The sequence below is a fragment of the Sphingomonas sp. ERG5 genome, from assembly GCF_000803065.1.
Lineage (GTDB): Bacteria > Pseudomonadota > Alphaproteobacteria > Sphingomonadales > Sphingomonadaceae > Sphingomonas.
The window spans coordinates 296,252-320,125 of record NZ_JSXI01000018.1 but is presented as its reverse complement, the minus strand read 5'-3'; the positions used below and the strand labels follow the sequence as shown (position 1 = coordinate 320,125).

At 64.4% G+C, this 23,874-nt stretch carries 40 protein-coding genes; 1 reads left to right on the top strand and 39 read right to left on the bottom strand.

The genetic code is table 11. The features are described from left to right. Positions 1 to 2: 2 nt before the first annotated feature. From OO12_RS07180 to OO12_RS07015, 35 genes are all read right to left on the bottom strand, one after another. Positions 3 to 464: a hypothetical protein gene (locus OO12_RS07180; RefSeq protein ID WP_034157926.1), complete on the bottom strand. Its 462-nt coding sequence runs from the start codon at positions 462 to 464 to the stop codon at positions 3 to 5. 50 nt (positions 465 to 514) lie between these two features. Further along, positions 515 to 1,114, bottom strand: a complete 600-nt coding sequence (locus OO12_RS07175) for a hypothetical protein (RefSeq protein WP_034157925.1) — start codon at positions 1,112 to 1,114, stop codon at positions 515 to 517. A 1-nt stretch (position 1,115) separates the two neighbouring features. Further along, positions 1,116 to 1,532, bottom strand: coding sequence for a tail completion protein gp17 (gene gp17 / locus OO12_RS07170; RefSeq protein WP_034157924.1), 417 nt, complete (start codon positions 1,530 to 1,532; stop codon positions 1,116 to 1,118). Beyond that, a complete protein-coding gene (locus OO12_RS07165; protein ID WP_034157923.1) occupies positions 1,525 to 2,001 on the bottom strand; it encodes a hypothetical protein in 477 nt (158 codons plus the stop codon). Before OO12_RS07165 ends, gp17 begins: the two co-directional genes overlap by 8 nt. Further along, a complete protein-coding gene (locus OO12_RS07160) occupies positions 2,001 to 2,348 on the bottom strand; it encodes a hypothetical protein (RefSeq protein WP_034157922.1) in 348 nt (115 codons plus the stop codon). Before OO12_RS07160 ends, OO12_RS07165 begins: the two co-directional genes overlap by 1 nt. Then, positions 2,345 to 2,527 carry a hypothetical protein gene (locus OO12_RS07155; protein ID WP_034157921.1) on the bottom strand — a complete coding sequence of 61 codons (183 nt, stop codon included), beginning with the start codon at positions 2,525 to 2,527 and terminating at the stop codon, positions 2,345 to 2,347. The genes OO12_RS07160 and OO12_RS07155 overlap by 4 nt, the downstream gene beginning before the upstream one ends. Continuing rightward, positions 2,524 to 3,105, bottom strand: a complete 582-nt coding sequence (locus OO12_RS07150; protein ID WP_034157920.1) for a hypothetical protein — start codon at positions 3,103 to 3,105, stop codon at positions 2,524 to 2,526. The genes OO12_RS07155 and OO12_RS07150 overlap by 4 nt, the downstream gene beginning before the upstream one ends. A gap of 3 nt (positions 3,106 to 3,108) precedes the next feature. After that, complete coding sequence (locus OO12_RS07145; RefSeq protein ID WP_034157919.1) at positions 3,109 to 3,825, bottom strand: hypothetical protein; 717 nt, start codon at positions 3,823 to 3,825, stop codon at positions 3,109 to 3,111. A gap of 11 nt (positions 3,826 to 3,836) precedes the next feature. Next, complete coding sequence (locus tag OO12_RS07140; protein ID WP_034157918.1) at positions 3,837 to 4,385, bottom strand: hypothetical protein; 549 nt, start codon at positions 4,383 to 4,385, stop codon at positions 3,837 to 3,839. Between the two features lie 83 nt (positions 4,386 to 4,468). Continuing rightward, positions 4,469 to 5,782 (bottom strand): phage major capsid protein, encoded by a 1,314-nt coding sequence (locus OO12_RS07135; protein WP_034157917.1) that lies wholly within the window; start codon positions 5,780 to 5,782, stop codon positions 4,469 to 4,471. A gap of 231 nt (positions 5,783 to 6,013) precedes the next feature. Next, the gene (locus OO12_RS07130) at positions 6,014 to 6,319 is read right to left on the bottom strand and encodes a hypothetical protein (protein WP_152616300.1); all 306 of its coding nucleotides are present in this window, start codon (positions 6,317 to 6,319) and stop codon (positions 6,014 to 6,016) included. A 102-nt stretch (positions 6,320 to 6,421) separates the two neighbouring features. After that, positions 6,422 to 7,138 carry an HK97 family phage prohead protease gene (locus OO12_RS07125; protein WP_034157915.1) on the bottom strand — a complete coding sequence of 239 codons (717 nt, stop codon included), beginning with the start codon at positions 7,136 to 7,138 and terminating at the stop codon, positions 6,422 to 6,424. A 3-nt stretch (positions 7,139 to 7,141) separates the two neighbouring features. Next, positions 7,142 to 9,217 (bottom strand): phage portal protein, encoded by a 2,076-nt coding sequence (locus tag OO12_RS07120; RefSeq protein WP_034157914.1) that lies wholly within the window; start codon positions 9,215 to 9,217, stop codon positions 7,142 to 7,144. 196 nt (positions 9,218 to 9,413) lie between these two features. Beyond that, on the bottom strand, positions 9,414 to 11,051 hold the full coding sequence (locus OO12_RS07115) for a hypothetical protein (protein WP_200887398.1): 1,638 nt from the start codon (positions 11,049 to 11,051) through the stop codon (positions 9,414 to 9,416). Further along, the gene (locus OO12_RS07110) at positions 11,048 to 11,428 is read right to left on the bottom strand and encodes a hypothetical protein (protein ID WP_034157913.1); all 381 of its coding nucleotides are present in this window, start codon (positions 11,426 to 11,428) and stop codon (positions 11,048 to 11,050) included. Before OO12_RS07110 ends, OO12_RS07115 begins: the two co-directional genes overlap by 4 nt. Further along, positions 11,425 to 12,018, bottom strand: a complete 594-nt coding sequence (locus OO12_RS07105; protein WP_052215607.1) for a phage protein Gp27 family protein — start codon at positions 12,016 to 12,018, stop codon at positions 11,425 to 11,427. The genes OO12_RS07110 and OO12_RS07105 overlap by 4 nt, the downstream gene beginning before the upstream one ends. A 3-nt stretch (positions 12,019 to 12,021) precedes the next feature. Then, positions 12,022 to 12,318, bottom strand: coding sequence for a VpaChn25_0724 family phage protein (locus OO12_RS07100; protein ID WP_082006379.1), 297 nt, complete (start codon positions 12,316 to 12,318; stop codon positions 12,022 to 12,024). Beyond that, positions 12,315 to 12,611 (bottom strand): DUF2730 family protein, encoded by a 297-nt coding sequence (locus OO12_RS26765; RefSeq protein WP_052215606.1) that lies wholly within the window; start codon positions 12,609 to 12,611, stop codon positions 12,315 to 12,317. The genes OO12_RS07100 and OO12_RS26765 overlap by 4 nt, the downstream gene beginning before the upstream one ends. Further along, positions 12,611 to 12,826 carry a TraR/DksA C4-type zinc finger protein gene (locus OO12_RS07090; protein ID WP_034157911.1) on the bottom strand — a complete coding sequence of 72 codons (216 nt, stop codon included), beginning with the start codon at positions 12,824 to 12,826 and terminating at the stop codon, positions 12,611 to 12,613. The genes OO12_RS26765 and OO12_RS07090 overlap by 1 nt, the downstream gene beginning before the upstream one ends. After that, entirely contained in the window at positions 12,816 to 13,091 is a 276-nt protein-coding gene (locus OO12_RS07085; RefSeq protein WP_034157910.1) for a hypothetical protein, read from the bottom strand. Before OO12_RS07085 ends, OO12_RS07090 begins: the two co-directional genes overlap by 11 nt. Beyond that, positions 13,091 to 13,282 carry a hypothetical protein gene (locus tag OO12_RS07080; protein WP_034157909.1) on the bottom strand — a complete coding sequence of 64 codons (192 nt, stop codon included), beginning with the start codon at positions 13,280 to 13,282 and terminating at the stop codon, positions 13,091 to 13,093. The genes OO12_RS07085 and OO12_RS07080 overlap by 1 nt, the downstream gene beginning before the upstream one ends. A gap of 88 nt (positions 13,283 to 13,370) precedes the next feature. Next, positions 13,371 to 13,715, bottom strand: a complete 345-nt coding sequence (locus OO12_RS07075; protein ID WP_034157908.1) for a hypothetical protein — start codon at positions 13,713 to 13,715, stop codon at positions 13,371 to 13,373. After that, positions 13,712 to 13,963: a hypothetical protein gene (locus OO12_RS07070; protein ID WP_034157907.1), complete on the bottom strand. Its 252-nt coding sequence runs from the start codon at positions 13,961 to 13,963 to the stop codon at positions 13,712 to 13,714. Before OO12_RS07070 ends, OO12_RS07075 begins: the two co-directional genes overlap by 4 nt. A gap of 85 nt (positions 13,964 to 14,048) precedes the next feature. Continuing rightward, on the bottom strand, positions 14,049 to 14,666 hold the full coding sequence (locus tag OO12_RS07065) for a glycoside hydrolase family 19 protein (protein WP_034157906.1): 618 nt from the start codon (positions 14,664 to 14,666) through the stop codon (positions 14,049 to 14,051). Between the two features lie 122 nt (positions 14,667 to 14,788). Next, the gene (locus OO12_RS07060) at positions 14,789 to 15,160 is read right to left on the bottom strand and encodes a helix-turn-helix domain-containing protein (protein WP_160296751.1); all 372 of its coding nucleotides are present in this window, start codon (positions 15,158 to 15,160) and stop codon (positions 14,789 to 14,791) included. 2 nt (positions 15,161 to 15,162) lie between these two features. Continuing rightward, entirely contained in the window at positions 15,163 to 15,420 is a 258-nt protein-coding gene (locus tag OO12_RS07055) for a hypothetical protein (protein WP_034157904.1), read from the bottom strand. Continuing rightward, a complete protein-coding gene (locus OO12_RS07050; protein WP_034157903.1) occupies positions 15,417 to 15,644 on the bottom strand; it encodes a hypothetical protein in 228 nt (75 codons plus the stop codon). The genes OO12_RS07055 and OO12_RS07050 overlap by 4 nt, the downstream gene beginning before the upstream one ends. Continuing rightward, a complete protein-coding gene (locus OO12_RS07045; RefSeq protein ID WP_034157902.1) occupies positions 15,644 to 16,327 on the bottom strand; it encodes a gp16 family protein in 684 nt (227 codons plus the stop codon). The genes OO12_RS07050 and OO12_RS07045 overlap by 1 nt, the downstream gene beginning before the upstream one ends. Next, the gene (locus OO12_RS28455; RefSeq protein ID WP_160296750.1) at positions 16,324 to 16,608 is read right to left on the bottom strand and encodes a helix-turn-helix domain-containing protein; all 285 of its coding nucleotides are present in this window, start codon (positions 16,606 to 16,608) and stop codon (positions 16,324 to 16,326) included. The genes OO12_RS07045 and OO12_RS28455 overlap by 4 nt, the downstream gene beginning before the upstream one ends. Before the next feature lie 167 nt (positions 16,609 to 16,775). Beyond that, the gene (locus OO12_RS29275; protein ID WP_268747911.1) at positions 16,776 to 16,907 is read right to left on the bottom strand and encodes a hypothetical protein; all 132 of its coding nucleotides are present in this window, start codon (positions 16,905 to 16,907) and stop codon (positions 16,776 to 16,778) included. After that, positions 16,904 to 17,230, bottom strand: a complete 327-nt coding sequence (locus OO12_RS07035; protein ID WP_034157901.1) for a hypothetical protein — start codon at positions 17,228 to 17,230, stop codon at positions 16,904 to 16,906. Before OO12_RS07035 ends, OO12_RS29275 begins: the two co-directional genes overlap by 4 nt. Further along, positions 17,227 to 18,198, bottom strand: coding sequence for an AAA family ATPase (locus tag OO12_RS07030; RefSeq protein WP_034157900.1), 972 nt, complete (start codon positions 18,196 to 18,198; stop codon positions 17,227 to 17,229). The genes OO12_RS07035 and OO12_RS07030 overlap by 4 nt, the downstream gene beginning before the upstream one ends. Before the next feature lie 18 nt (positions 18,199 to 18,216). Beyond that, positions 18,217 to 20,199 carry a transposase domain-containing protein gene (locus OO12_RS07025; RefSeq protein ID WP_152616299.1) on the bottom strand — a complete coding sequence of 661 codons (1,983 nt, stop codon included), beginning with the start codon at positions 20,197 to 20,199 and terminating at the stop codon, positions 18,217 to 18,219. Continuing rightward, entirely contained in the window at positions 20,196 to 20,654 is a 459-nt protein-coding gene (locus tag OO12_RS07020) for a hypothetical protein (RefSeq protein ID WP_034157899.1), read from the bottom strand. The genes OO12_RS07025 and OO12_RS07020 overlap by 4 nt, the downstream gene beginning before the upstream one ends. After that, complete coding sequence (locus OO12_RS07015) at positions 20,654 to 20,884, bottom strand: hypothetical protein (protein WP_034157898.1); 231 nt, start codon at positions 20,882 to 20,884, stop codon at positions 20,654 to 20,656. The genes OO12_RS07020 and OO12_RS07015 overlap by 1 nt, the downstream gene beginning before the upstream one ends. Before the next feature lie 314 nt (positions 20,885 to 21,198). Between OO12_RS07015 and OO12_RS27925 the strand changes: the two genes are divergently transcribed. Then, a complete protein-coding gene (locus OO12_RS27925) occupies positions 21,199 to 21,387 on the top strand; it encodes a hypothetical protein (RefSeq protein WP_152616298.1) in 189 nt (62 codons plus the stop codon). Between the two features lie 4 nt (positions 21,388 to 21,391). On the opposite strand, the gene OO12_RS07010 is transcribed toward OO12_RS27925, so the two are convergent. From OO12_RS07010 to OO12_RS26755, 4 genes are all read right to left on the bottom strand, one after another. Further along, entirely contained in the window at positions 21,392 to 21,616 is a 225-nt protein-coding gene (locus OO12_RS07010; protein WP_034157897.1) for a hypothetical protein, read from the bottom strand. Next, positions 21,616 to 21,867 (bottom strand): hypothetical protein, encoded by a 252-nt coding sequence (locus tag OO12_RS07005; protein WP_034157896.1) that lies wholly within the window; start codon positions 21,865 to 21,867, stop codon positions 21,616 to 21,618. The genes OO12_RS07010 and OO12_RS07005 overlap by 1 nt, the downstream gene beginning before the upstream one ends. Then, complete coding sequence (locus tag OO12_RS07000) at positions 21,864 to 22,385, bottom strand: LexA family protein (protein ID WP_034157895.1); 522 nt, start codon at positions 22,383 to 22,385, stop codon at positions 21,864 to 21,866. The genes OO12_RS07005 and OO12_RS07000 overlap by 4 nt, the downstream gene beginning before the upstream one ends. A 106-nt stretch (positions 22,386 to 22,491) precedes the next feature. Beyond that, the gene (locus tag OO12_RS26755; RefSeq protein ID WP_052215603.1) at positions 22,492 to 23,874 is read right to left on the bottom strand and encodes a MucR family transcriptional regulator; all 1,383 of its coding nucleotides are present in this window, start codon (positions 23,872 to 23,874) and stop codon (positions 22,492 to 22,494) included.

Sequence of the window (23,874 nt, the reverse complement as noted above, 5' to 3'; positions counted from 1 at the left end):
TTTCACGAATGCGCGAACCAGCGCGGCAGGCGCTTCAGCCAGCCACCATTGTCCTGTGCCGCCGTAGAAGCGCTGAAGCCGGGGAATAAGGTCTCCCCAGTCCGCAGCGCCCCCATCGCCGTTGCCATCGCTCCCGCTACGCCCAGCTTGTTGCGCAGCAGGAGCCCGGTAAAAACATCGACGATCGCCATTTGCTGCGCACCGGACAGCTTGCCGAACACATCGTCCGGCACATCGACGATCACCGCTCGTGCAACGCGGTCGATCAGCGCGCCATATTCGACGCTGTCAGCATCGTCATCGCTCGCCGCGAGCTTCTCGATCCGGCGCCCCCAGATACCAAAGCGGTGCGAATCCAGCACCGACAGCTCATCGGCGCTGAATATTTCGAAGCGCCGGCCGTCAATGTCGATCGTCGGCCGGACAATCAATGTGTCCAGATTAAGCAAAGGGGCATCAGCCATGGGAATTCCTGCGGTGTTGGAGTGGGGCCGGGCGTGCCCGGCCCGATCGGTCAGGGCAGCGCCGCCTGGTGCTGTTGGATCAGCCGCCCGAACCGCTCAGCGTCGCTCGACGCGGCGCTGTCCTCCAGCGCGCTCCATTCCAGCTGCAACCCTGCCGGCACGCCTTTGCGATAGATCGGATTGGGGTTGGCCGACTGATAGCAGCGCGGCACCTCATACTGCGCGGCTAAGCCGTCCCCGTAGGCAGACAGCCCGCGCGCCAGCAGCGCATAGGCCTTGATTGACTGGCCACGCGACAGGCCGATCTTCTTCGTCCCGGCCGTGCCGACCCCGGCCGCCGTCACCGTGGGGGCGGCGCCGCCGAGCGCCACGGTGTAGGCTTCAAGCGTATTGTCCCACAGCGTGACGGTGAGCATCAAATCCTCTTCGGTGCGGAATGCTTTCACCGCGCCGATCGCGCCCGCCGGCCGGATCTTCTGGATCGTCTGGCTGTGCATCACAGCAACGCCATCGTCCGAATAGTTGCGGTCTCCGCTCGCGCCGAGCTTGGTCCATGGCCCAGCCGGCGCCACGCCGATCAGCGGAAACGCCGTGCCGATCGGCGCGAGCCAGAGCGTCAGCGGCCCCGCGATAATTTCATACGGTTCCATCTCAAACCTCCTTCAACGAATAGAGAAACTGGAAAGACTGCCAGGCGCGGGGCCAGTTGGTTACGGGCTCGCGTCCATTGAGGAAGCCGCCCGCGCTCTGCGCCCAATGGATCAGCACGCCGGCCGAGACTGTCCGCCGAAGCGGTCGCAACACCGCCCCCGCCTGGGCGAGCAGATCGGCCGCTTCGCGCGGCGTGGCGCCATAGGCGAACAGGTCGAGGCGCTGTGTGTCCGCCTCGATATAGCTGCCGCTGGTCAGTGATACGCCGCCCGAGGGTTTCAGCACGATCGCGCGGCGCGCCATGTGCCGAGTTTCATCGTCCGGCAGTTCGCCACCGAACACGCGCACCCCCGCGCTCGCGCCAATATCGGTATCGGCCTTCAGCAACGCGACGACGGCGCCGACGAGATCAACCATCGGTGCCTCCAGAGGCTGGAGCGCCGGACTTGTCGTAGGCGACGCGGATTCGGCCTGCGAGCGTCGGATAGAGTTTGTCGCCGGCTGGCCGCAGGTACGGGCGGGCCGGGATTGTCACCGATTTGGCGAAGCGAACGCTGCCATCCGGCTGCGGGATCGCGAGGGCCTTCGCGTTCTTCGGAACGATCGTCCCGCCCACCTCATGGATCAGCGCATACTTTACGTCGCGCACGCCCCAGGTGCCCGCCACACCTGTCTCGACCGGAGCGGCATAGTCGACCACGTCGATGCCGCCTTCGAGCACCGTGGTTCGGTTCTGCCACTCGTGTTTGCTCTTAGCCTCGACGGCGCAGGCGCCCATGGTCCCATTGACACCGCGTATCTGGGCCTCGCGCATCCGCTTCGTCACGGCATCGCCAGTCCAGACAAGCGAGGCCTTGCCGTTCGATCCGAGGGAGTTGCCGGCCATCAGCCGATGCTCCGCAGCGCGGCTTCGAGATGGGTATGCTTGAACTGCACCGGTCCCTCGACCTTCAGCCGTCCAGGGAACAGCACGACACCGGCCCGCGAGGTGATCGCGCTCAACTCGTCGGCCTCGGCGATGTCGGCGCCCAGGGCGAACATCGCTCGCACGTCCTCGATCTGCGCGCTCTTGCTTCCGTCGATCAGCTCGCGCGCCGATGGTGACCAGGCAAAGCAAGCCAGTGGATCGCCATGCGGCTGGAAATCTGGCGCTACAGCCTGGCCCCATGCATCCTTGGCGACGGCCTGGTCGCGCTCGACCTGGGCGCGCATGGTAAGGCGGCCCGCTATCATGCCTGCTCATCCTTCAGGTGAAAGAGCATGGTGCGCGTGCCATTCGGGGCGGGCTCGGATTTCGTGATCGTGCAGACTTGACCCTTGGGTGTCTCGAAACCATCGACCAGAATATCGAGCGAATAGATAAAGTCCCCCACCTGAAGGACGCGCAGCTCCAGATTGACCTCGACCTTCATGCCATCACCATCCCGCCGCCGCGCTTGGCGGTCAGGCTTGCAAAGATGCCCTCGCGATCCGCGACCGGATCGCCGGAGAGGGTGAACTGATAATCGCCGGCCTTTTCGCTCTTGAGCGCGCCGCGATAGGAAAGATCGAGCTGGATGAGCTTGATCGTCGCTTCATCGCGCGCGGCCTGGTCGCCGGCATCGCCGATTGGCGTAAAGGTCACTCGCACCAGCGGTGCCCAATGGTCCCGGCCGTTTGGACCGCCGACGAGACGCTGAAGAGTGCGCCCGCCGTGCATGACCCGATAGTCGCCAGGGGCAAGAATTGTGTCGTTCGCGTCGTCGCCGCTGTTGGACGGATCGGTCTCGACGATCGCCAGCGCCGCACTGACATCGATCGGCGTGTTCAACTTCAGCGTGCGGCGGAAGCGTGAATCGGGATCGGTCGGGTCGCCCAGCTCGATCGTCTGCGGACCGGCCGGCCCAAGGCGCGCGTCCAGCTCGGCCGCGATCCCGACGATCATTGCCTGCAACTCGACATCGGACAGATCACTGCCCGTGCGTTCCTTGACCCGGTCGATCAGCGCCATAGCTCAGCCCTGACCCTTGGCGGCTTCGCCGCCGTTGCCGGCACCTGCGCCCTTGTTCTCGCTCGCCTTGGCTTCCTTGTTTGCTGGTGCGCTCTTTTCCTTGGTCTCGGCTGCCTTCACGGCCTTGCCTCCCTTGGCTGGAGTGGCCTGCGCGGCCCCGGTTGGTGCGGCATTGCCGCCCTCGACCACCGGAGGCGGTGGAGGTGGCGCAGGCGGCGGCGACACCTCAGCCGGATGCGGCTCATAGTCCTCGCTCTTGAGACCGACGCGATCATGGGGACGCCCATGAGCAAGATCGTAATCAACATGGGCCTGGAGCGCTGTGATAGCGCCGGCACGACCGGGGAACGGAACATAGTCGGGAAAGCGCGACGGGCCGGTAAGCAACGCCGCTTCGACATTCAGCGATTGCTCTTTGAGGATCGCAAGCAGCTGACCTTCATCGAGATCACTGTCGCGGAATCCGAACCATTCGGCCCCGAATCGATAGCCCGCGACCTCGACCGTTTCGCCATCGAACGTCGCGACCCGAAGAACGCCTTCAGGCTCGCCAGTCGGCGCATCGCCGAGGGCGCCGTCCACCAGGCCGTAGCGCTCGGCGGCGCTGTCCGGAATATCATCACCAGGCGTCGCATAAAGCGTCGCCGCGCGGGTATCGCCTTCAAGCACCAGAGCGAGCCTGTCGGCTGTCAGGTACAGGCGCGTTTTTGCCTTCATCATCACTAGCCTCCTCAGTTCGTGTCGTAGAGATCGACGATCACGGCCGAGCCGTTCAGCGCCGAATTGAGCGTCACCGTGTTTGCTTCCAGCTGGGTCGCGGAGACGGCCACGGTCGGCGCGGTCGCCTCGCGCACGCCGCCCAGGAAGGCGGCCAGCACCGTGTTGCGGCTGAGACGGACGGGAAGACCGAGCTTGGCGCCCAGGCCGACGCGGATGCGCTCGGTATTGGCGACCGCATACTTGGGCAGCGTCACCCTGGTGACCGTCCTGAACGCCTTGTTGCCCGTGACGACGTTCGCGGCATTGAGCGCAATCGTCTCCGTAATCACAGCGCCCCCGGCACTGACTCCCTCGACCACCACATTGCCGGTGACATTCGCGTCGTTGCCCTTGACGGTCACATTGCGCGGTACGTCGGACTGTCCGGCGAACGCGGTGACGATCGTCGGGTTGGCGGCGTCCAGGGCCGTATCGGCCAGCACGGCGGCATTCCCGCCCAAGGCGACCACGCCGTAGAGGCAGGGCCGGATGCGGCGCTGACCACCTTCGATAATGCTCATGATTCACTCCTTTGGAATGCGGCCCGCGCCGATACGCCGCGCGGGCCAGCCCCCACTTACCGGCCGCAAGCGGCCGGCTATGATCAGCCCGGAATGCCCGTGACTTCGGCGAAGGCAGTCGGACGGAACCACACCAGCGCCGCGCGCATGGTGCCGCGAACAGTGCGCTTGCCTTCGACAAACTGGGTGCCGACAAAGCCGATCTGGATTTCCACGCCCTGGCGCTCGAACAGCGACACGAACGGAGGAAGAAACGAGCCGGTATAGCCACGCCCCTGGACGTCCGCGTCCTCCTGGACCACTGGCAGGCCCCAAAGCCGTTCGGGGCCGGCGTCGGTCGGACTGCCAAAGATGTAAACGCCGTCAGCCGTCCGCGTCAGTCGGATATTCTGCCAGTCCAGCGGGTGCATCAGGTGATGGGTCGGGGTTGCCCGGCCGATAAGCCGTACCTTCGTCATCGACTTGAAGAATGCGTCCATCACAGGATCGCCGCCAACCGCCTGAGTCTGGATGCCGGCAACGTTCTTGAGGCCACGAAGATTGGGGTCCAAGCCGTCACCGACAACGCACTGGCTGTCGAACCGCTGGCGAATGCCGAACGTGAGGCGGCTATCGATATAGCCGTTCATCGACGGCACATCCTGCAACTGCTCATCCGTCACCGGCAGGCTGTCCGTGATCTTTTGGACGGGTGAGTTTCGCTCAGTGAAACCGAAGGTGCTTTCGGCAAAAGTTCCACCCTCGGCACGCTCGGCCGAGGCGTGCGTGCGCGCGGTCTCCTCCATATATTTGTAGGCGGCCTGGTCCGTCTGAAACATCGGAATGATGTCGAGCACCTGGATCGGACGCGTCGGCGCCTCGACAAAGCCAGGCGCGCGAATGACCTCCGGCGCATAGCCGGCACTTCGCGTCATCAGCGTCTTGGTGCCGAGCGTCTCGTAGGCCGCGCCCTTGGCGAGCATGTCGGAAGGCCAGGCTTCCTCATAGCTGAAACTGATACCGCCAGCGGCGCCGCCGCGTGCCCAGGACTGGTAAGCTTTTTCTTCGCCGACGCGCTGGCCGAGCGACTTGATCTCGCCGCGCCGATCATCGCCCTTGCTGCCGCCAGGCATTGGCGGCCGGCGCACGCCCTTCTCGCGGTCAGCATGGCTCTTCACGGCATGTTCGGCCGCTTCGAGCGTCTCGGCATGCTGCGCCAGCTCGTCGCACTCGGCGTTCATCGCCTTGACCTTTTCGGCGACGGAGATTGAGCCCTTTACGTCTGTGCCCAGGCAAGTAACCTTGCTGAAGTCATAGCCGCCATCGGCCTTGGCTTCGGCGAACACCTTGCCCAATTCATCCTGCTTGGCGCCCAGCTTTTCGCGGGCCTCCTTCAACGTCAAATTCGCAACCGACATAGCCTGCACTCCATGGGAAACCGGTCGGCCCCTGGGTGCGGAGCCGTCAGACCATGTGGCAGGCGAGAGGCAGCGCCATCGCCCCGGAACACGTTCCGGGCCAGCGCTATTCAGGTGTGGGAGTCGCCGCGATCGGCGCGGTACGATCTAGCCGAGGCGGGCCGATAAAGACAACCGCCCGCGCGTAACATGGCTACGCACGGGCGGGAAAATGCCGGTCAAGCGACGGGCTCAAGCGTACTTGGCTCTGATCTCGTCAGGCGCGTTGAATGGAGCCCAATGGGTGACGCTCAGGAAGTCGAGTTGCTCCTGCGTCACCGAATGGCGATAGCTCCACCACCCTCTATCCTCCGGGTGCGGTTCGAAGATCTCGCCAGTGGAGTGATCGACCAACCCGCCCGGATTCCACCACCCGAGCCGCACGATGTCCACTGTCGCGCTGTCGGCATACAATAGATATTCTTCGCCATCGAAAGGTGCTTCGCTGGTCGGCTCTTCCGGGACGCGCTGCCAAGCGATATGGGCAGGATCAGCCATGATCGTGTTCCTTCACGGTTGTGGTCAGAGCCGGACGCGGTAGCCGCCGCGTTCCGGCTCGCCCACCTCATACCACGCAACTATCTTCCGGTCGATTGACGCCTATCCGCGCAAGTTGTGGCGCGACTGGTGGCGCAGGAAGTCGGCGAGCACAGTATCGACCAGGGCGCGGTCCTTCTCACCTGCACCGCCATCGGCTGCGGCAAGACCCTTGCCCAGCGCCGCATGGATCTCGCCAAGCTGTTTCAAGCCAGTCGCGGAGAGATGCGAAACATCCTCGCTGACCGCGACGGCCAATGCGTCCAGGCTGGCGATCAGCGGCGCGAAATGCGCTTCCTTCAGCGCCGCGCTTTTGATCGAAACCGTGCCGGTGTGGATGCCAGCGCCCTTCAGAACAGGCGACACTTCATGCACGTCGAGCCGCTTCAGCAACCGCACCCGGCTGTTGCCGCGCTGCTGAAAGTCGGCGTCGATCGTCTCGAAGCCGTAAGACCATTCCTGCACGGGCTGACCCGTCGCCAGGTCGAACTTCAACGCCGAGTGCCAGTCCCGGCCGGCCTGTGTTTCGAGGTTGAGCCTGAGTTCCGCAAAGGCATAGTCTCCATCCTCATAGACCCGCGCCTTGCCGAACGGCATGGCGCGGCGATCGTGAGCAGGAAGGATCGACGCCCACTGATAGCCGCCCACCTTCCAGGAGAAGGCGCCGGGCAGATAGGTGTCATCGTCATTGTCGACTGCCGAGAGCTGGGCGATCCGGGCCAGACCGGTGCCAGCCTCGTCGATCTGCTCAATCGAAATGGCCTTGGTGGTGATGATCATCTCTTATTCCTCGAAATAGGGGGCAAAACTCAGGGTGCCGTTGGGATGTTCGTTCGCGGCCATCTCCACGGCAGCGTCAGTGTCCACGATCGAGCCATTGCGAAGGATATGCTCGGGCACTGACCGGCCCGGCCCAAGTCGGCCGTCGAACACCACGAACTGTTCGACGCCCGCAGCCCGGCCGCGCTCGATCGTCGAGATATTCTGTGCGTACTTGGTTTCGGTACGGGCGATGAGGCGCGCGCGGATCTCGCCGGCATTCCAGGGACCGGCCTCGACATGCACGCCGATCCGGTCGGCGAGCGCCTTTACGCCCTCGCCCTCGGCGCGCCCTTCCGCCAGCGCCTCGAAGATCGCTTCACGCGTCTGCTTGTCAACATCGATCAGGCCGACGCGCCGGCCACCGGACGCGACGATCGCGCGGGCTACGGCGTCGGGCAGGTTCGTGCCGAGACCGGCACGCTCGGCCGCATCCTGCACAGCATTGGCTACTTCGAGATAATGCGCGCCATAATCCTGGGTCAGTTCCGCCACCCAGGCTTCAAGTCCCAGCTTTTCGAGGATGGCTGCGGTCAGTGCGTCATCAGCCTTCTGCCCGGTTGCCTTTGCTTGCTTAGGCTCGGCCGCCTCCAGTAGCGGCAGCGCGGCCGCTCGCGCCGCTTCACCCCAGCGCGCGAAGCGGGCACTAAGGGCCTTCTCAAACGCTGCTGAGAGACCGCTATTCTGGCGCTGGAGCGTGAGCGCATAGGCCTCGCCGCGCTTGTACCCCGCCTCACTCGCTCGCGCGGCCTTGGTGCCGCGCGCGCCCTTCGACGGCTCGGCACTAGGCCCGCCGTTCGCGCCCTCGACCCGAGGCGCCGCGCCCTCGGGGACTTCCAGCACCATCGCGCGGCGCAGATAGATGCGGTGGCTATCGTTGGCGTCCATGCCCAGGCCCTGGCGCCATTCGAAAAGGGTGATGCCGCCGGAGTCGAGCATCTTGTTCCAACGCTCAACTTGTTTGGCCTCATCCTCCTGAAGCGCAAGCACCTCGTCGGTATTCCACCCGACCTCTTGGCCCGTGGGATCGCCGAAGTCCGGCAGCAGCGAGCGGCCGAGCGCGCCGGCAAATGCGCGACCAACGGGAAGCACACCGCTCAGCCAGGCGATCTTGTGCATCTCCTGCATGGTCGCGCCGACCTTGGCGGTCTGAAGGCCGGCACCAAACCCGACGACTGCGGCCGGAATGCCGATGACGGCGCAAACACGTTCCTCGGCAACGTCACGCCCCTCGCTCATGTTCATTTGCTGCGGGTTGAAGCCGTAGGGCTGAACATCGGTTGGTGCGCCCATCACAAGCGCGCCGCCGCGACGATCGCCGCCAAACGATTCCTGAAACCATGCCTTGGTCGCCGCAACGTCTTCGGACATTGGCATCGCGCCGCCCTTGGGACTGATCACCACGCCGGGCACGCCCATGTTCCGAAGTAGCGAGGCGACGAAGTTTGACGACTCCAGGTCGATGAATATCTCGCGGATCACGCCATCGAGCGCCGCCAGACCGCGCTTCGGATCACGCGGATCAATCCCGTCGCGGAAATGCACAACGTCCTCAGGGTCGAGGATCATCGGTGCGATCCCGCTACCTGGGCTATAGAGATAATGAGAGAGGAACTCGCTGCCGTCCTCCGGCGCCTTCTCCTTCATCATCCAGTGCGGCACATACCACAGCTCGACCGGTCGGCCGGCCCGGTTGCGCACCTTGATCCAATAAGCGTTGCCATCGAGATACCAGGACAACAGCGTCGCGCCCCACAACGCGATGTCGTCATAATAGGGATTGGGCAGCTGGATCAGCGCGAGCATCGGATGACCAATCATCTCTTCGATCGAGCCGTTACGCTTGCGCCGCCGAACGACCAGGCGCGCTTCGGGGAAGGCCCGCTGCACCCATCGAATCGGCGCGGTCACGACGGAGCTATCCAGCCCGTCGCCAACTTCCCGGCGATAGTCGAAGCGCGTGCGCCGGAGCATGCGGGATACGAACATCGGACGCGGCGTGTGGCGCATCGCGGTCAGGGCTTTGGAGAACCAGTTCATGATTGCGTGACCTTGTTGAGCGGTGCGCGCGGCGCAGCGGCGTTGCGGCCACTTCCCCCCAGCGTTCGAATTGCTGTTTTTCGCCACTGAGAGGCCACTGAGAGGGCAGGTGCGGAGGTTTTGGCTCTAGACCCCCCAACGCCATGCGTCCCTGCGCTCCGTGGCGGGCATTCCATGGGCAATCGCCGACCGATGCTCATGCCGGTATCCAGTTGCTTTCGAGGGGCTTCCCAGGCGCACCGTGCGGTTTGTTCATTGGCGTCCAGCGGGCGGCATCACCGCGCTTCGTCGCTGCATGGAAGTTCCACAGGCCGATCGCCGCGTCCCCGTGGCGCTTGCCGCCATCGGTGCCGTCATTACGAACGTGCGCTGGCATCTTCGCGACGCCACCGACCATCTGGAGCTGGCGCAGATCGTTGCGCACATCGATGTCGGCGGGGATCAGGATGCCGCCATCCTCGAACGCGGCGCGGAAGCGCGGGCCGGTTTCGCGGCGCCAGGTATCGGACGGCATCAGTTCGACGATCCTTGCGCCGAACTTCTGAGCCGACTCCTGGGCGAGCACCATGCCGTTGCCGTTCGCGTCGAGGATGCCAGCGCGGAAGCTGCCGATCAGCTCGATCTGGTCGAGTATCCAGAACAGCGCTTGCTTCTGCTGGTCATAGGGGCAGGTGCGCAGCTCGACGATTAGCGGCACATGCCGCTTTAGATCCTGGCCGACAAAGCCAAGAATCAGCGCAGTGCGATCCTGGCGCATCGCGAAGTCCTCGCCCAAAAACCAAGTCAGGCCTTGGCCGGCGTAGCGCTGGATGATCGGCAGCACATTTCGATACAGCCAGTCGTGCATCTCGCCGCGCCGGGCGCTTTCCGGCCACCTCACGAAATCGGCATGCGAGGGCGCCCAGCGAAGCACGACATATTCGGTGGAGCTGCACGCCTCGATCCAGGCGAGCGGCAACAGCACGCCTTCGCCTTCGCGCGGGATCACGTCCAGTTCCTCGCGCATCGCCTCGATGCGGCTACCGTAGGAACGGCGGACCTTGCGATACCACGCCTCTTTGCCTTCGATCGTCGGCGTGTCGCCCTTCATCAGGCAGACGCGTTCGTACAGACCATTGGCAACCGCATCGTCAAAGGTGACGGTGTGGATCGAATAGTCGAAGTCGCCGGCCTCGATCCCACGGATCAACTCATTGAACGCATTCAGCGTCCCGTTATGGGTTGAGATGATCCGAATGACGCCGCCCCAGATCAGCAGCGCGTTGCAGGCATCGATCACTGCCGCGACATTGCGGTGGAACGCCGCTTCGTCGATTACAACGCGACCCTGAAGCCCGCGGATGTTCGCCGGATTGCTCGACAGCGCCACCACCTCGTTGCCCGAAGCGAAGCGGATGCGATAGGCTGCGATGCCCTTGCTCGATCCATCCGGCTGCACATCGTCGAACACGAAGTCTTCGACGGTGAGCAGCTCCTTGGCGATCGATCGCGCGAAAGTAGCGCACACCGCGACGAAGGCCCGGCCCTTTTCCTTGGTGTCGCCGATATAGAAAGTGCTGTCGCCCCCCGCGCTTTTTGCGGCCGCACCAATCAGCGTGCTGTCGATCGCTTCGGCGAACGTGATGCCGGTGCGGCGCCCTTTGCGGGCAAGCTTCAGCGGCGACTGGTCGGCGATCCAATCCTTCTGGTGCTGCATGAGAATGCCGTCCGCGAGCGGATCGAAACCATCGGGCGGGACGGCGCCAGGAATAAGATCGTCAACCGGTGACCTGGGCGGCGCCTGGTCGGCGGTCGGCAAGATGTCCGGTTCGGCAAGATCGACGTGATCGCTCACAGCTTTTCGTGCTCCGCCTTCGAGGCGAGCAAGGCAGCGAAAATGCGGCGGGCGCCACGGATGCCAGCGGCCGGGTCATATTTGACCACGGTGTGCGCATAGACCAGATTGAACAGATCTTCCGCCTGCCTGTCCAAGTTCATCACATCAAGCGAGGCTTGGCACTTTGGCGGCTCAGCCGTCCCGAGTGGCTGTCCAGGCGGGCCGAAATGCCGCCATGCCGCGCGCCAGTCGGTGAAATGCTCATCGCAATGGAAGCAGCGCCAGCCGCCACATGGCGGACGGATCGTGGCATCACTGGGCGTGCCCACATGATTGAGCCAGGAGACACCGCCCACGGCGAAGCTCGGCGAGGAACGGCGGGTGAAGGTCTTCACGATGCGTTGCTCCGCACGCCAAGGAATTCACGCCGCAGCTCGGCGATACGATCCGTGCCAAGCCCGGCCTCGCGTAGCACTTCTTCCGAACGATCGGTGACCCGCTCGACCATCGCGTTCTGGCGCTCTTCCAGCTTGCGCCGATGCTCGGTCGATGAACGCTGAGCATTCACCACTTCCTTCAGCGAGACGGCCAGTTCCTTGATCGCCTTGGGGGTCAGTTCGCCCTTTTCGACTTGCTCGTAGATCTGCGCCTTCAGCAGCTCGGCCACCGCGACGGTCACTTCGTCCGCGTCGGCCGTCCCCAGGCTCGCCACGATGTCGTTGGTGATCGCGCGAACCTCGTCCAGCTTGCGGAACTGGATCGCCTTACGGACTGACCAGCGCGAGAAGGAGGACTTGCTGACCTTGGCGATACCACGATCGGCGAGACGCGAGTTGAACTCGTCCAGGATCGCGTTCTGCGGCATGCCGCGCTCGCGCAGCGCCTCAAGTGCCCATACGATGTCCGGCTCGGCCGCGTCCGGCAGCGTATCGAGCATCGATAGCCGGCCGCGCCCCTCGCGCCGGTCCTGGGCGGATTCTGCCACGGATCAATCCTCGTCCGAAGGACGGGAGACGCCCTCGACGATCTGGCGACGCTCGACATGATCGCGGCCGAGCTTCGTGAGCCCCGCGACCATGACGGTGCCGGCCTCGGTCACATGGACCGCGCCCAGCTGGTCAAGCGCGCGCAGCTGGGTGCGAACCCAGTCCCGCGAGCGCCGGATGCCGAACGCGTCGAGTACGCGCATCAACGTCACTTCGTTCAACCGACCGTCAACTTGCGCGGCCAGCTCCTTCAGGATGCAGAGCCGCGCATCGGCGGCGAGCACGTCCGGATAGCTCACGATTTCACTCCTGCTACGATGTAATCCTCGATCCGGCGTACCGTCCGCGCGACGGCTGCCAGCTCGGACTCGGCCGTGTTGAGTTTGCCGTTCATTTCAGACAGCCCGAGCCTCAGCGCGTTGACATCCTCCTTGTTCGGGAGGTGCTTCAAATCGCCCTCGATCGACATGAGGCGGCGTTCGTGGTCGGCCGTCTTGGCGCTGCCCCGGCTCAGCCAGACCCAAATCGTGTTGGCGATGCTGAGCGCCAGCGACGCGGCGGTGAGCACCATGATCACAAGATTGCCGCTCACTATTTCCCCCTACGCTCAAACAGATCCTGGCAGCGGACGCACCGAACCGCCGATGGCAACGCCGCGCGCCGCGCGGCCTCGATCTCTTCCCCGCACGAAAGGCACTCACCGCGCCCGTGCGCGGCCAGGCCGGCGCGGATGCCGGCGATCAGCGAATCGCGCATGGCGGCGCCGACCTGTTCGGAAGATTCGATCGAACGCTCTTCAGACTGCATCGCGGCCCTCCAGCGAACGCCGTCTCAAGCTGCGCGCCTCACGAAGGGCGCTTCGCATGTCGCGCCGATCGAGACGGAACTCGATCGCCAGCTCGATCGCCATGGCGACTGCGATCAGCGGCCACCCGATCACCAGCGCCCAGGCGATCCAGCGATCGTCCCGGTCGAAATGCCGCCACGGCCGCATTGCCGTGGCGATCAGCGACCCGGCGAGCCACAGGATACCGATCGCGCCAAGTAGCGCCTGGGCAAGCCACCACAGCATCACTTGGCCCCCGGCGTGTCGGCGCGGAGCCGGGCGCTCCAGTCCTCGACATAGGTCACCGCCGAGCGGCATTCGTGCCACGCGCCGCGCGCCGCCACGATATAATGGGCGGTCGCAGTTTCACGCGTGATCACCGTATCGAGCAGCATCACGACGCGCCCATCCGGCAGCGTGAACGGCGCGAGCGGCATGAGGATCGGCGCGGCCGGGAACGAAGCGGGGCACGCATCCAGCCGAGCATGGTCAGGCGCGACCGGAATCGCGCGGACCTGGGCGCGATCAGCGCAGCTCGTTAAACAGAGCGTCGAGAGGGCTAGCGCCATTCCCAGCAGCCGCATCAGCTTTCTCCTGAAGGTTGGATTGTTCGTTCTGGAAAGCGCGGTCCCGCGCATCCTTGGCGGCTCCGGCGCCGCGCTCGGCGGCAATGACGTTGCCCAGGACCTGGACGGTGGCGGCGTTGCGGTCGGCCGCGACGATGCCGGCATCGTGCTTGCCCAGCCAAAGCAACCAGGTGCCCCAAAGCAGCAGACCGGAGCCGAGCAGCAGGATCGCCCAGACGACCGGCCGCGCGATCTTGTCGGGTACGCTCCAGGCGATGAGCTGGTCGGCGAGCGCGGCGATCACTGGCCAGGCTCCCCATCCTGGCGATGCTGGCTGTCGCTGCGATTGCGTGCGTAGATCGCGCCGACCGTCGCAGCCATGACCGCCGCCCAGGACGCGCCGAAGGCGCCTTCGTCGAACTTGCCGAGGCCGGCGAACTCGCAGACTTCCAGCGCGAGGAAGGTCAGCCCGCCAAGCAGCGCGAGCAAACGGACGATGTCCAGATACTCATTGCGGCCGCCGTACAGCAGGTCTTTGAGCAGCTTAATCATCCGCCCCTCCGATCAAAGCGGGCCGCGAGGAAAAGGCCCAATGGGAAACCGATCGCAGCGGCAGCGACACAGAGAAGGGTGATGCTCACAGGATCACCGCCTTCGCTCGCGCGAAGCGGGCCTGCCGGTCGGCCCATCCGTTCGGCGGCGCGATCGAGCCCGGGTTACCGCGATTGATGCCGTTCGAAACCGCAAGCAGGTTGTCGGCATCGGCGTAAGTGTTGAGCTTGTAGCGGTCCCAATAGGCGCAGAAGGCAAGCAGTCCGATCGACCACGCCTCGACCAGTTCGGGACGGCGCTCGAAATCAATGCCCAGCAGTTGGCCGTAGAACCGATAATTGGCGCGACCGGTCAGTCCGCCAGGTCCACGCCCCAGGTAGCGCAAGCCGTCACCGCGCTGGTCATTGCCCAGTCGCGACGCACCCTCATAGCCGAGCTGGGCTTCGGTCGGTCCCCATATTTCGCGGGCATTGCGGAGCCCGCCGCTTTCATGCGCGACCTGGGCAATGAAGTGCGCGAGCCGCAGTGGCGTATCGAGGATACCATAGGTGCGGAAATGCACATTGGCGGCAAGCGCCAACTCATCGGCGTTTGACCCGGCGCCGGCATTGGCGAACAGCGCAGCCAATGTCGCGCGGCCGATCGCGCCGTCCTGGGCCACCTTCAGACGTGCCTGAAGTCGCTTTGCATCGATTTCGTTCATGCTAAATCCCGCCAGAATCTCGGCGGGCGAGGTACGAACCCCAAACGATCCGCCCCGCCCGAGACGGGGTTTTGGCCTTGTCAGGAAAGGAATGCTCCCCGGAACGCGTTCCGGGGCGGGGCTCAGAACAGGGTCAGTTGCCTGTCGTCGAGTCCAGCGCGGCGCATCCGAACGCCGCGCGTTGTGTATCCAGTGGCCAGCGCGATGTCACGCTCCGACCGGCCTTCGCGCAACATGGTATCGACCATCTCACGGGCTTTCGCCGCCCGGCCTGCCGGTCCAAGGGGCACGTCAGCGCGCAACGGGCCGACGCCGCAGGTCAGCCGATCACATACCGCCAGCGCCGCTTCGTGGCCGATCAGCTTGCTCAACCAGTGATCGTCACTCGGCACGGGCGGGAAATAAACCTGCGTGCCGCCGCGCGCGGCAGCAATCGCCAGCGCGGCATCCTCGCCCGCCACGTCGGCGATGTCAGCAAGGATCGCAGGCAGCATCATTAGCCGTTCTGCGGCTTTAGCGCATCGAAGCGGGCAGGCCCGCCGAGCGGTGGCAGCACGGTGGTCACTTTGCCGGCACGGACAATGAGCTGGTGGCCTTTGTGGCGGATGGTGTAATCGCCGCCGCCCATCGCATGCGCGGCAACCTGAAGGCGGTTGAACCGCTCTTCGAGTTCGCCGCGCATGCGCTCGATCTCGATCCCCTCGATCAGCTCAAGGTAGAGCAGCAATGCGTGATCGGTGATGTGGATGCTCATGGACGCTCCAGCTGGTTCAGCTCGCGCACGGCGGGAGCGTCGGGGTTGTTGATGATCGCTGGGTCCGAACCCACCGCGACCACCGCCAGCACGACGGCAATCAGCAGCGCGCCGATGGCGCAGGCAATATCGGCGAGATCGGCCGGGCGGCGCTGCGGTCGGCGACCGAGGATCGGCAGCGCCAGGTGCTCGCGATCGGCGGGGGAAAGCTGGCGACGGGGCATCACATCACCTCGCCACGAAGCTTGCGGCCGAGCGCGCCCGCAATCACGTCCAGTTCGATCGCGGTGGCGACCATCAGCTCCACCTTCGTGCCCCCCAGCACCTGCACCGTCTGCCTGAGATCCCAATCGGCGGGGATCAGCTCTTCGGCCTTCAGCCTGGCGACGATCGCCTCGACCAGGCGGCGCTTCAGCACGATAATCTTGGCATTGGGCGAAACGCCCTTCAGGTCTTGCGACCAGCCGGCACGCTCGGCCATTTTCTTCAGGCCCTCGATCAGGCGATAGGACAGCGCCTCATCTGCCCACTGCATTTTCGCCACCTTCAACTGGCGGCTGGCGAAGGCCTCCAGCGCTTTGTCCGAAGGGTTGTCGATCGCGCCAAGGTGGTGGAGCGAGATCCACATCGCGCGGGCCTTCATGGCGAAGGGTTTGTCTGCCGGCCTGGGCGCGCCGCTCTTCGCCTTGGCGGTGAAGCCACGGCTCTCGAAATGCTTGATCAGCTTGATCAACTCATCCGCGGTGCAGTCGGCAGAGCTGCGACGTCCGGCGACATCGAGCAGGATGCCGAGATACAGATCATCGTCAAGGCCAAGGGCGCTTTTGGCGATATGCACTTTCGCGATCATCGACCGACGCCACCGCGCGGCCTGGTCGAACTGGGCGGGACGGGCGGCGGCGGTCATTGGCCTTGCTCCTGCCGGACTCGTTCGATCAGCTTGTCTGTCAGCATGAGAAATGCCGGATCGCGGTCGCGCATCACCGCTGCTCGCCGCAATTGATTGAGCGTGGTCGTATGATTGGGTCGGCCGAGCACCGCTGCGATGCGAGGCATTGAAAAGCCGAGGGCGTGACGCACGACCCAGGCGATGGCGGCACGGGCACGGAAATATCGAGCCTCACGCGAAGGGCCGAGAATATCCGCGCGGGGTAGGCCCATCTCATATGCCGCCCAATCGACGATCATTGACGGATCGAAAGGCGACGAAGGCTGTCTCGCCCGGTCGTAGGGCGGCAAAGGCCGCGAAGCCGCAACAGGCTTGGACACGGGCACGACCAAATTCACCGCGACTGGCTCGCGCGTCGTCGCCGCCGTGATCCGTTGCGCTAACGCCGGGTGCGCGCGCTGGCTGATCATGGCAGCACCAGCAGCAAGAAATTGCCCAGGGCGACGCCACCGCCCGCACAGACCATGAAGCCCGTAAGGATGGCCAGTACCGGGTCTTGCGCCGCTATCGCGGCGATCCAGCGTAAAGCGGTCATCATGCTGCCGCTTCCTTTGCTTGTTTTGTTTGCTGCTCGATTTGCTCGATGAATTCGGCTTCGCTCATCCCCCCGATCAGGCCACCGCCCGGGCAGATGACGCCAAACGCGAAATAGCGCGTGTTCTCAGCAATGATGGTGAAGGGTTCCAGCGGATCGCGTCGGCCGTCGATCGATTTCGCCTCGTCGGAGGCGTTGATCGTCAACTTCCAGTCGCCTGCCTCGGCCGTGACCAGGCCGCGCAGAGGGAGGGGGCAGTCTGCGCCATAGACCGCCACGATGAAGTCCAGACCCGCGACGAAGGCGGCGCTCACCCCGCCGCTCATGCCGCCCTCCGCAGGATCTGAGTCACCCGCGACCCGCTCGACGCGTGGACATGCTCGTATTCAAGTGCCTTATCCTCGCCGATCGCGAGCATGTGCGCGTCTTCCAGAATCTGCTGCACCTCGCCCAGGCCGCCATGCCCAGCCGCCGTTCCGACCTCAATCAGCAGACGCCGCGACTTGGGATCGTCGATGCCCGCAGCGTCGAGAAAGGGCGTGATGTCTTCCTCGGCCAGTAGATCCTGGACGTAGAGTTTACGGATGCGACGAACGATGCGCGCATATTGGTGGCTCATCCGACCGCCGCGCAGGCGTTTTTCAAGCTCCTCGTTGCCGAGCAGCGCGATGCCGACGCCGGTCGCATCGTGCCAGGCGCGAATTTCCTCGATCGAGCGCAAGGTGAGGAAGTTGGCTTCGTCGAAGATGATCAGGCTCTTCGAGCCGCGAACATGATCGATGATCTGCTCCGATAACTGCGCCTTGCTGTTCCCGTTCGGCCGGAGCCGGAGCTGGCGCATGACCGATCGGATCATCCACATCAGGTCTCCGGTCGATTCCCGAAGCGTGACCAGATACACAGTCTCGCCCATGCACTTCTGGAAGTGCTCGGCTGCCATTGTCTTGCTCGTACCCGATCCCATGGCCGCGACAACGACGCGGCCCATAAGCGCCATTTCGAGCAGGATCGTGAGGCGGCGCGAGGTCGGTATTTCGACATAGTCGGGCTTGGCCAGGATCGTATTGGTACGCTGTTCCTGGCTGTCGACCTTCTGCTTGAAGGCGAACACCTTGCGGGCGATATTCTGGTAATCGCCTTGGTATTTTTCGGTCCCGAACATCGAGATGGTGCTGAAAGGGATATTGCTGAGCCGGGCGATCTGGTTCCAGCTCTTGCCAGTCCGTGCCTTGAAGTCGTTGATCCAGTGGATCATGTCATCGACGTTGACGGGGACTTCGGTAGGGTCGTTCACCACTTTTCTCCTTTGGGGTTATTTGACTGCGCGCAGTTTCCCGAGGCCGGCGCCGAGCCGATCCATCAGCGCCGCCTGAGAGGCGTCTGAAGCCCGCCTTGGGGCCGTCTGAGAGACTGTTTTGAGCTGGGCAGCTGTCTGGCCTCGATGCCGCACAAGGCGCGTGACGCCTGGGGCTGGTACCTCGGCCGCGTCGATGCGCGCATAAGCGGCGGCAACATCGGATGCGTGCAGCACCTGGCTGGCCTCGGCCAGCCGCTTAACGGCCCGTTTGTGATCGGCTTCCTGGCGCGCGCGACGTTTCGCGGCATCGACATCCATGAAGCCGACCGCCTCGATCACGGGCGCACTGCAAAGGTACGAACCGTCGCGTCGATAGACATGAAGCGGCGCATGGAGATCGTCCGGGTCGAACCGCACGGTGACCTTTTCGCCTGCGACGAATACGAGATCCTCGTGCCAGTAACGGTTGTGGTGGAGTTTGAGCGCGCCGCTCTTTCGGTCGGCCATGACGTCGTCAGCTGCGAGCAGCGCCAAGCGCAATTGTTCGGGCGTTGCCTTGCCGATCGGCGCGGCCGCATACGATTCGGCGAACACCTCATCCAGGCTGTGCATCCCGCGACCCATCTCGGTACGCCGACCGGGCTGCGCGTTGTGGGCGGCGATGCCGGCCTCGACCACTTCGAGGAAGCGATCGAGCGGCACGGCGGTGCTGCGGTAATTCTCCGGCTTCGCATCGGGCTTGTTGCCGGTATAGGCGCCCGCGAATTCCGGGTCTTTGGCGATCGTGTCGCAGAAATCACGCCAGGCGCGCTCGATCGGCTTGGACGAACCGCGATACGGCTTCGCCCAGGTGATCTCGATACCGAGCGCGGTGAGGATGCCGAGTGGCTCTTCCTCGCGGATCTTGAACCGGAACCGCGACTTGGCGCCGCCGCTGATCCACTTGCTGGCGAACGCTCGGCCGTTGTCCATCAGGCACCGGCCCGGAATGCCGTAGCGCTCGAACAAGTGCGCGAAAGCTAGCCTGGTTTCGACCGCACTTTCTGTCTTGCCAGTCGACCAGGCGAGGATTTTGCGGCTGTAGATGTCTTGAATGCCGATCGACACCGGCCGGTCGATGATGTCTTTACCGTCCGGACCCTTACCCCAGTTAACGAACACGTCCCATTTGTGGCCGTCGATATTGACGATCTCCATGGCATGAAGACCCGCGACAGTACGCTCCTGCGGCGGTAGCGTTTTGCGCAGCGCTTCCACGCCCTCGCGGCGCAGGATCACCACGCGCGGATCGACATCGCGCTCCAGCTTGCGCCTGAGCGTCCGCTCCTGCGGCATGGAAAGGCCGCGCGGCTCGGCATATCGCTTGAGCACGCGATAATAGCAGCTGGAAAAGGTTGGCTTTTCGGGTCGCAGATAGTCTGAGATAAGCTGCTGCCAGAGATCCTCGGCGATCTCGGTCTCGGCACCACCCCCGCGATACTGCGGCGCTAGATATGGGAGTCGGGCGGACGCGGGCACGCCCTTGATGTCGCCTAGCCACTTCCAGAGGGTGGAGGCGCCGACACCAGCGGCCGAAGCGGCCATCGGCACCGCTGCCGACTCGTTGACCCCCGAATTTATCAGTGCGTCGTACTGGGCGATGATGCCGGCACGACGCTGTGCCGTCGCCTTGGCCTTGTCGCTCTGCTGTTCAAACCAGCTCCACCGCGCGCCGATCGACGTCTCCGGCTGATCGCTCACATGGGCGACCACGCCGACGCCGAGCTTCGCCAGCTCGGCGCGTGCGGCAGCCGGCAGCACGCTGATATGAAACTCCAGCCCGCCACCGCGCGCGACCCGCTTCCGGGCCAACGGAATGCCCTCGGCATCCACCTGCAAAGCCCAGCGCGGCGCCCAATCCTCATTGATCATCCGCTTTGACTTCGGCAGCCCCGGCAATTTCAGCTCGGCCAGCTCCAAAGCGGTAAACCAGTCCTTTATTCCCCCGGCATGCTTCACGAGCGACTGTTCCTCTCGATGATGGGTGTTGCAGCCTCGATCGACCGGCGCCGCGCCTTCAGGGCCGCCATCTGCCGGTCGATATGGCCAAGCTCGGCCGCGAGGATTTCATTACCGACCAGCACCGACGCGCCGATCCGGCGCACCAGGCTGTCGAGAAGGTCGAAGCGATCGGTGACCGCGACCAGGGCGAGCAGGCGTGACGCCGAGATATTCACTTGGTCACGCGCTTCGGATGAATATCCGTCCAGCATCTGCCACGAGACATTGGTAGACAGCAGCATCGACATTTCCGCAGCGACCACGGGCCGCTTGTGGCCCTCCAGCATGCGCGAGACCGTCGCCGCGACGATCGCGTCCAGGCCCGCCAAATCGGCCTCGTTCCGCGCAGGAGCTGGCGGATCGAAGCTGAAGGCGAACTGCCCAGCGGGGATCGAGGCGCGGCGCTTGCTCATCAGCCCCAGTCCTCGACGTAGAAAATCTGCTTTTCGCCATATTGGTGGACCTCGCGGTCCTTTCGCCAACCAGCGGCGCGAAGGGCGCGGGCGAGAGAAATGCCGTCAGGCAGGGCATCGACCGTCTGCGCTGACAGCGCGCGCGTGACATCGTCGAAGCGCACCTCGTGGCGCCCGGACAAGTGCCGACGCAGCCATGCCGTTTGAGCGGCGGTGAGATCGCGCACCATCAGCCTACCCGCCGATTGTGGCGACCGAAGGCGACTTGCACGGTCCAGCGGAACCAGATGATCGCGTATTCGCGTCCCTCATACTCGCCGTCGTCGTCGCAGCAGGCCCAGTCGTAGTTGGTGAATCTCGGAAGCCACGCGCGGATCACGAGTGTGACTCCATTGGGAGTTGGTGGGCGCAGCCAATATCGCCCCGCGTTGCGCAACGAGGGCACGGCTCGCGGCTTGCGGCGATGGGAAGAACTGCGCCAGCCGCCAACCATACAGACGAGAGCCGGGGTATCGGTCGAAGGATCGGCAGAGGCTGGGAAACCGTGATCAAGCCGCGCGCTATGCTGCGCCTGGCGCCGGCATTGCGCGCCTCAGTCGCCACCTCCTGGCGGATCAGTGCGAGCCGACCGGCGAGATCGAGCAAACGACCGACCTGTTCGCCGCTGATCGCCTCGCGCGGCATGCGGAGGCTGGGCGGTGCAATGCGCGACGGGCGCGGCGAGATCGACTGATTGCTCATTCTGCATACATCCAGGGCTTGGGTCTGGCGGGCTGCTGGTCGGCGTCCTGGGCAGGCGCGCGCTTGCCGCACTGGGCGGCGCGGCGCTGCTCGATCTCTTGCCAGCGGCGACGCGCGACGAGATCGCGGGCTTTGCGCATCGGCACGCCCTCGCGGTTCGAGGTTTCGAACATCAGGCGGCATTGCCGCAGCCGGTCCGCTTCGGATTGACGCGCGGCCATCACGAATAAAACCGGCCGGTTGCGGCAATCGCGGCTTGCAGCTTGGCGCTGCCCTTTCGAACCATCCGGTCGAACTGGTTTCCCTCGTACTCGCTCTGTCCGTACATCGAGACGACGCAGCTGACTTTCTTGCGCGACTCGGCACCGGAGGCGCTGATCTTTTCGATCGATTCGCCGGCATCCCACCGGGCAATCACTGCCCGTTCGGAGGGAGTCATGCCGCTTTTCGCGGGTTGGCGGGGCGCGCTCATGCCGCCACCCGCCAGCCGGTCAACTCACGCGCCTGCCGGACCAGTTCACCGAAGCAATCGGCGTCTTCGACAGCGCCAGTGCGGCGCGCCTGGCTATGGGCTGCCAGAATAGACTGGCGCAGATCGAACGGCAGCGACAGCCAATGGTCCCGGCACATCAAATGCCCAACTTTGACTTCGATGTCGCAGCAATCGGCGGCACAAGTGACGCCGCGACCGAGGATTCGCCGTGCTGGCACCGACAATGCCCCGACGACCTCGCCGCGCCGCGCCAGTTCGTCGCGAAGCTGCTCGCTGCTGACCGACCTCAGGTCGCAAACGCCCGGAAGAGAGAGCCCCCGCGCCTTGTTCGGCGCACGGTTCAGGTGTCCGCCATCGACCAACTCGGTGATCAACTGACCGATCCGTGGCAGCGACACACGCAGCGCCGCTGCGAGATCGGCGATGCGCGGCGAATAGCCATACTGCGACAGGCTATCCCGGACAGCGTCGAGCAGCTTGAGCTGGAGCGGCGTCATACGTGCCACCGCACGGTCAGACAGACTGTCAAACCGACCAGCGCGACCTTGGCGACCACGAGGGCGAAAAGGGTGAGGCGATCACGTACAACGGGGTGCAGGCGGCTCATGCGGCGTCTCCCTTGTTGACGCCAGACCGCAGCCCGAGCTTACGCGCCGCTTGGCGGCGCGCCTCGGAGACGTTTGGCGCGGTGAATGGATAATCGAGCGGCAAACGCCACTTCTTGAGATAGTCGGCCGTGGTCAGCTCATGCTTGCGCAGGTGCCGCGTCAGCTGCCCGTGCTTCTCGCCGCATTCCAGGCAGACGAGATAGTCCGGCTTGACCGATGCACGGATTGCTACAGCTGGGGTTGGGGCAGGATCAGCCACCGGCTCGGCGCTTGGCGCCGTCGGCTTCTCCGCTCCCGCCGCTGGAGCGGCGGGAGTATTTCCCTGAGGCTCCTGTGTGGCCCCGGCATTGAGTCTCAACAGCGCCGACTGGACGAGCCCGCAGGCTTCGTGGATGTCCTCATCCTCGACCGCTTCACCGTCGCTGAGCTGAACAAGGATCTTGAAGGCGGCGTCGAGCGCCCCGACCAATGCCTTGCCGTCCTCGACGAGTTTCGCACCAGCAGGCAACAGCGGAGCGAGATGGAAGAGAGCGCCCCTCTTTTCGGCAATATCCATCCGATGAAAAGTGCCAATGAAGGCACTGAGCCGCTTGTCGTCGGGGTTCGTGGCTCGATTCGTGCCCTTCATCTTCGCGATAGCGTCGCCGATCGTCTTGACAGAGCCGCCAAGCAGCAGATCGATCGCCTGCTCTTGCTCGCTATGGTCGAGCTTGGTCAGCACGCGCAGCTGCGCCGCATTCGTCGCCAGCGGATGCCGGGCCGCGCGCAGCTTTGCCACCTGCGACGGGGCCAAACGGCGATAGAGCAGAAGGTCGTTGCGGACGGTGCGACCAGATAGGCCGAGCTGAACGCCGATTTCTTCGGAGAAGCCATAGACGTTGGAAATCGTTTCCACCGTGTGTTCGGCTTCGTCGGTCAGCTCCTGCTGCCAGCGCTTTGCAACGGACGCGGATCGGTGTGCTGCGGCCTCCAAACCAACCGCTTCGCGTTTCAGGATGACCAACTCGGCCATGAAGGCGGCGCGATCGATCGGATCCAGATCGCGGCGCCACAGATTCTCGGATATTTCGCGCATCTTACGATGCGCCATCGAATTGGAGACTTCGCGCGCCTCAATAAGCTCCATGCCCACCGCGCGGGCGCCCGTGAGACGATGCGCCCCGGCTACCAGCCGCCAGCCCGGCTTGCCTGGGAGTCGGCATACTTCGATGGGTGTCTGTTGGCCCTCGCGAGCCATCACGTTCCCAAGCGCAAGCGCCCAAAACTCGTCGAGATCACGCATCCGCTCGCCAATTTCGACTTGGGCGACCGGGATGAGGATGATTTCGCCGGCAACGATCGGCTGATCGTCATTCGCAATTGCGGGTGCGGTCGCCAT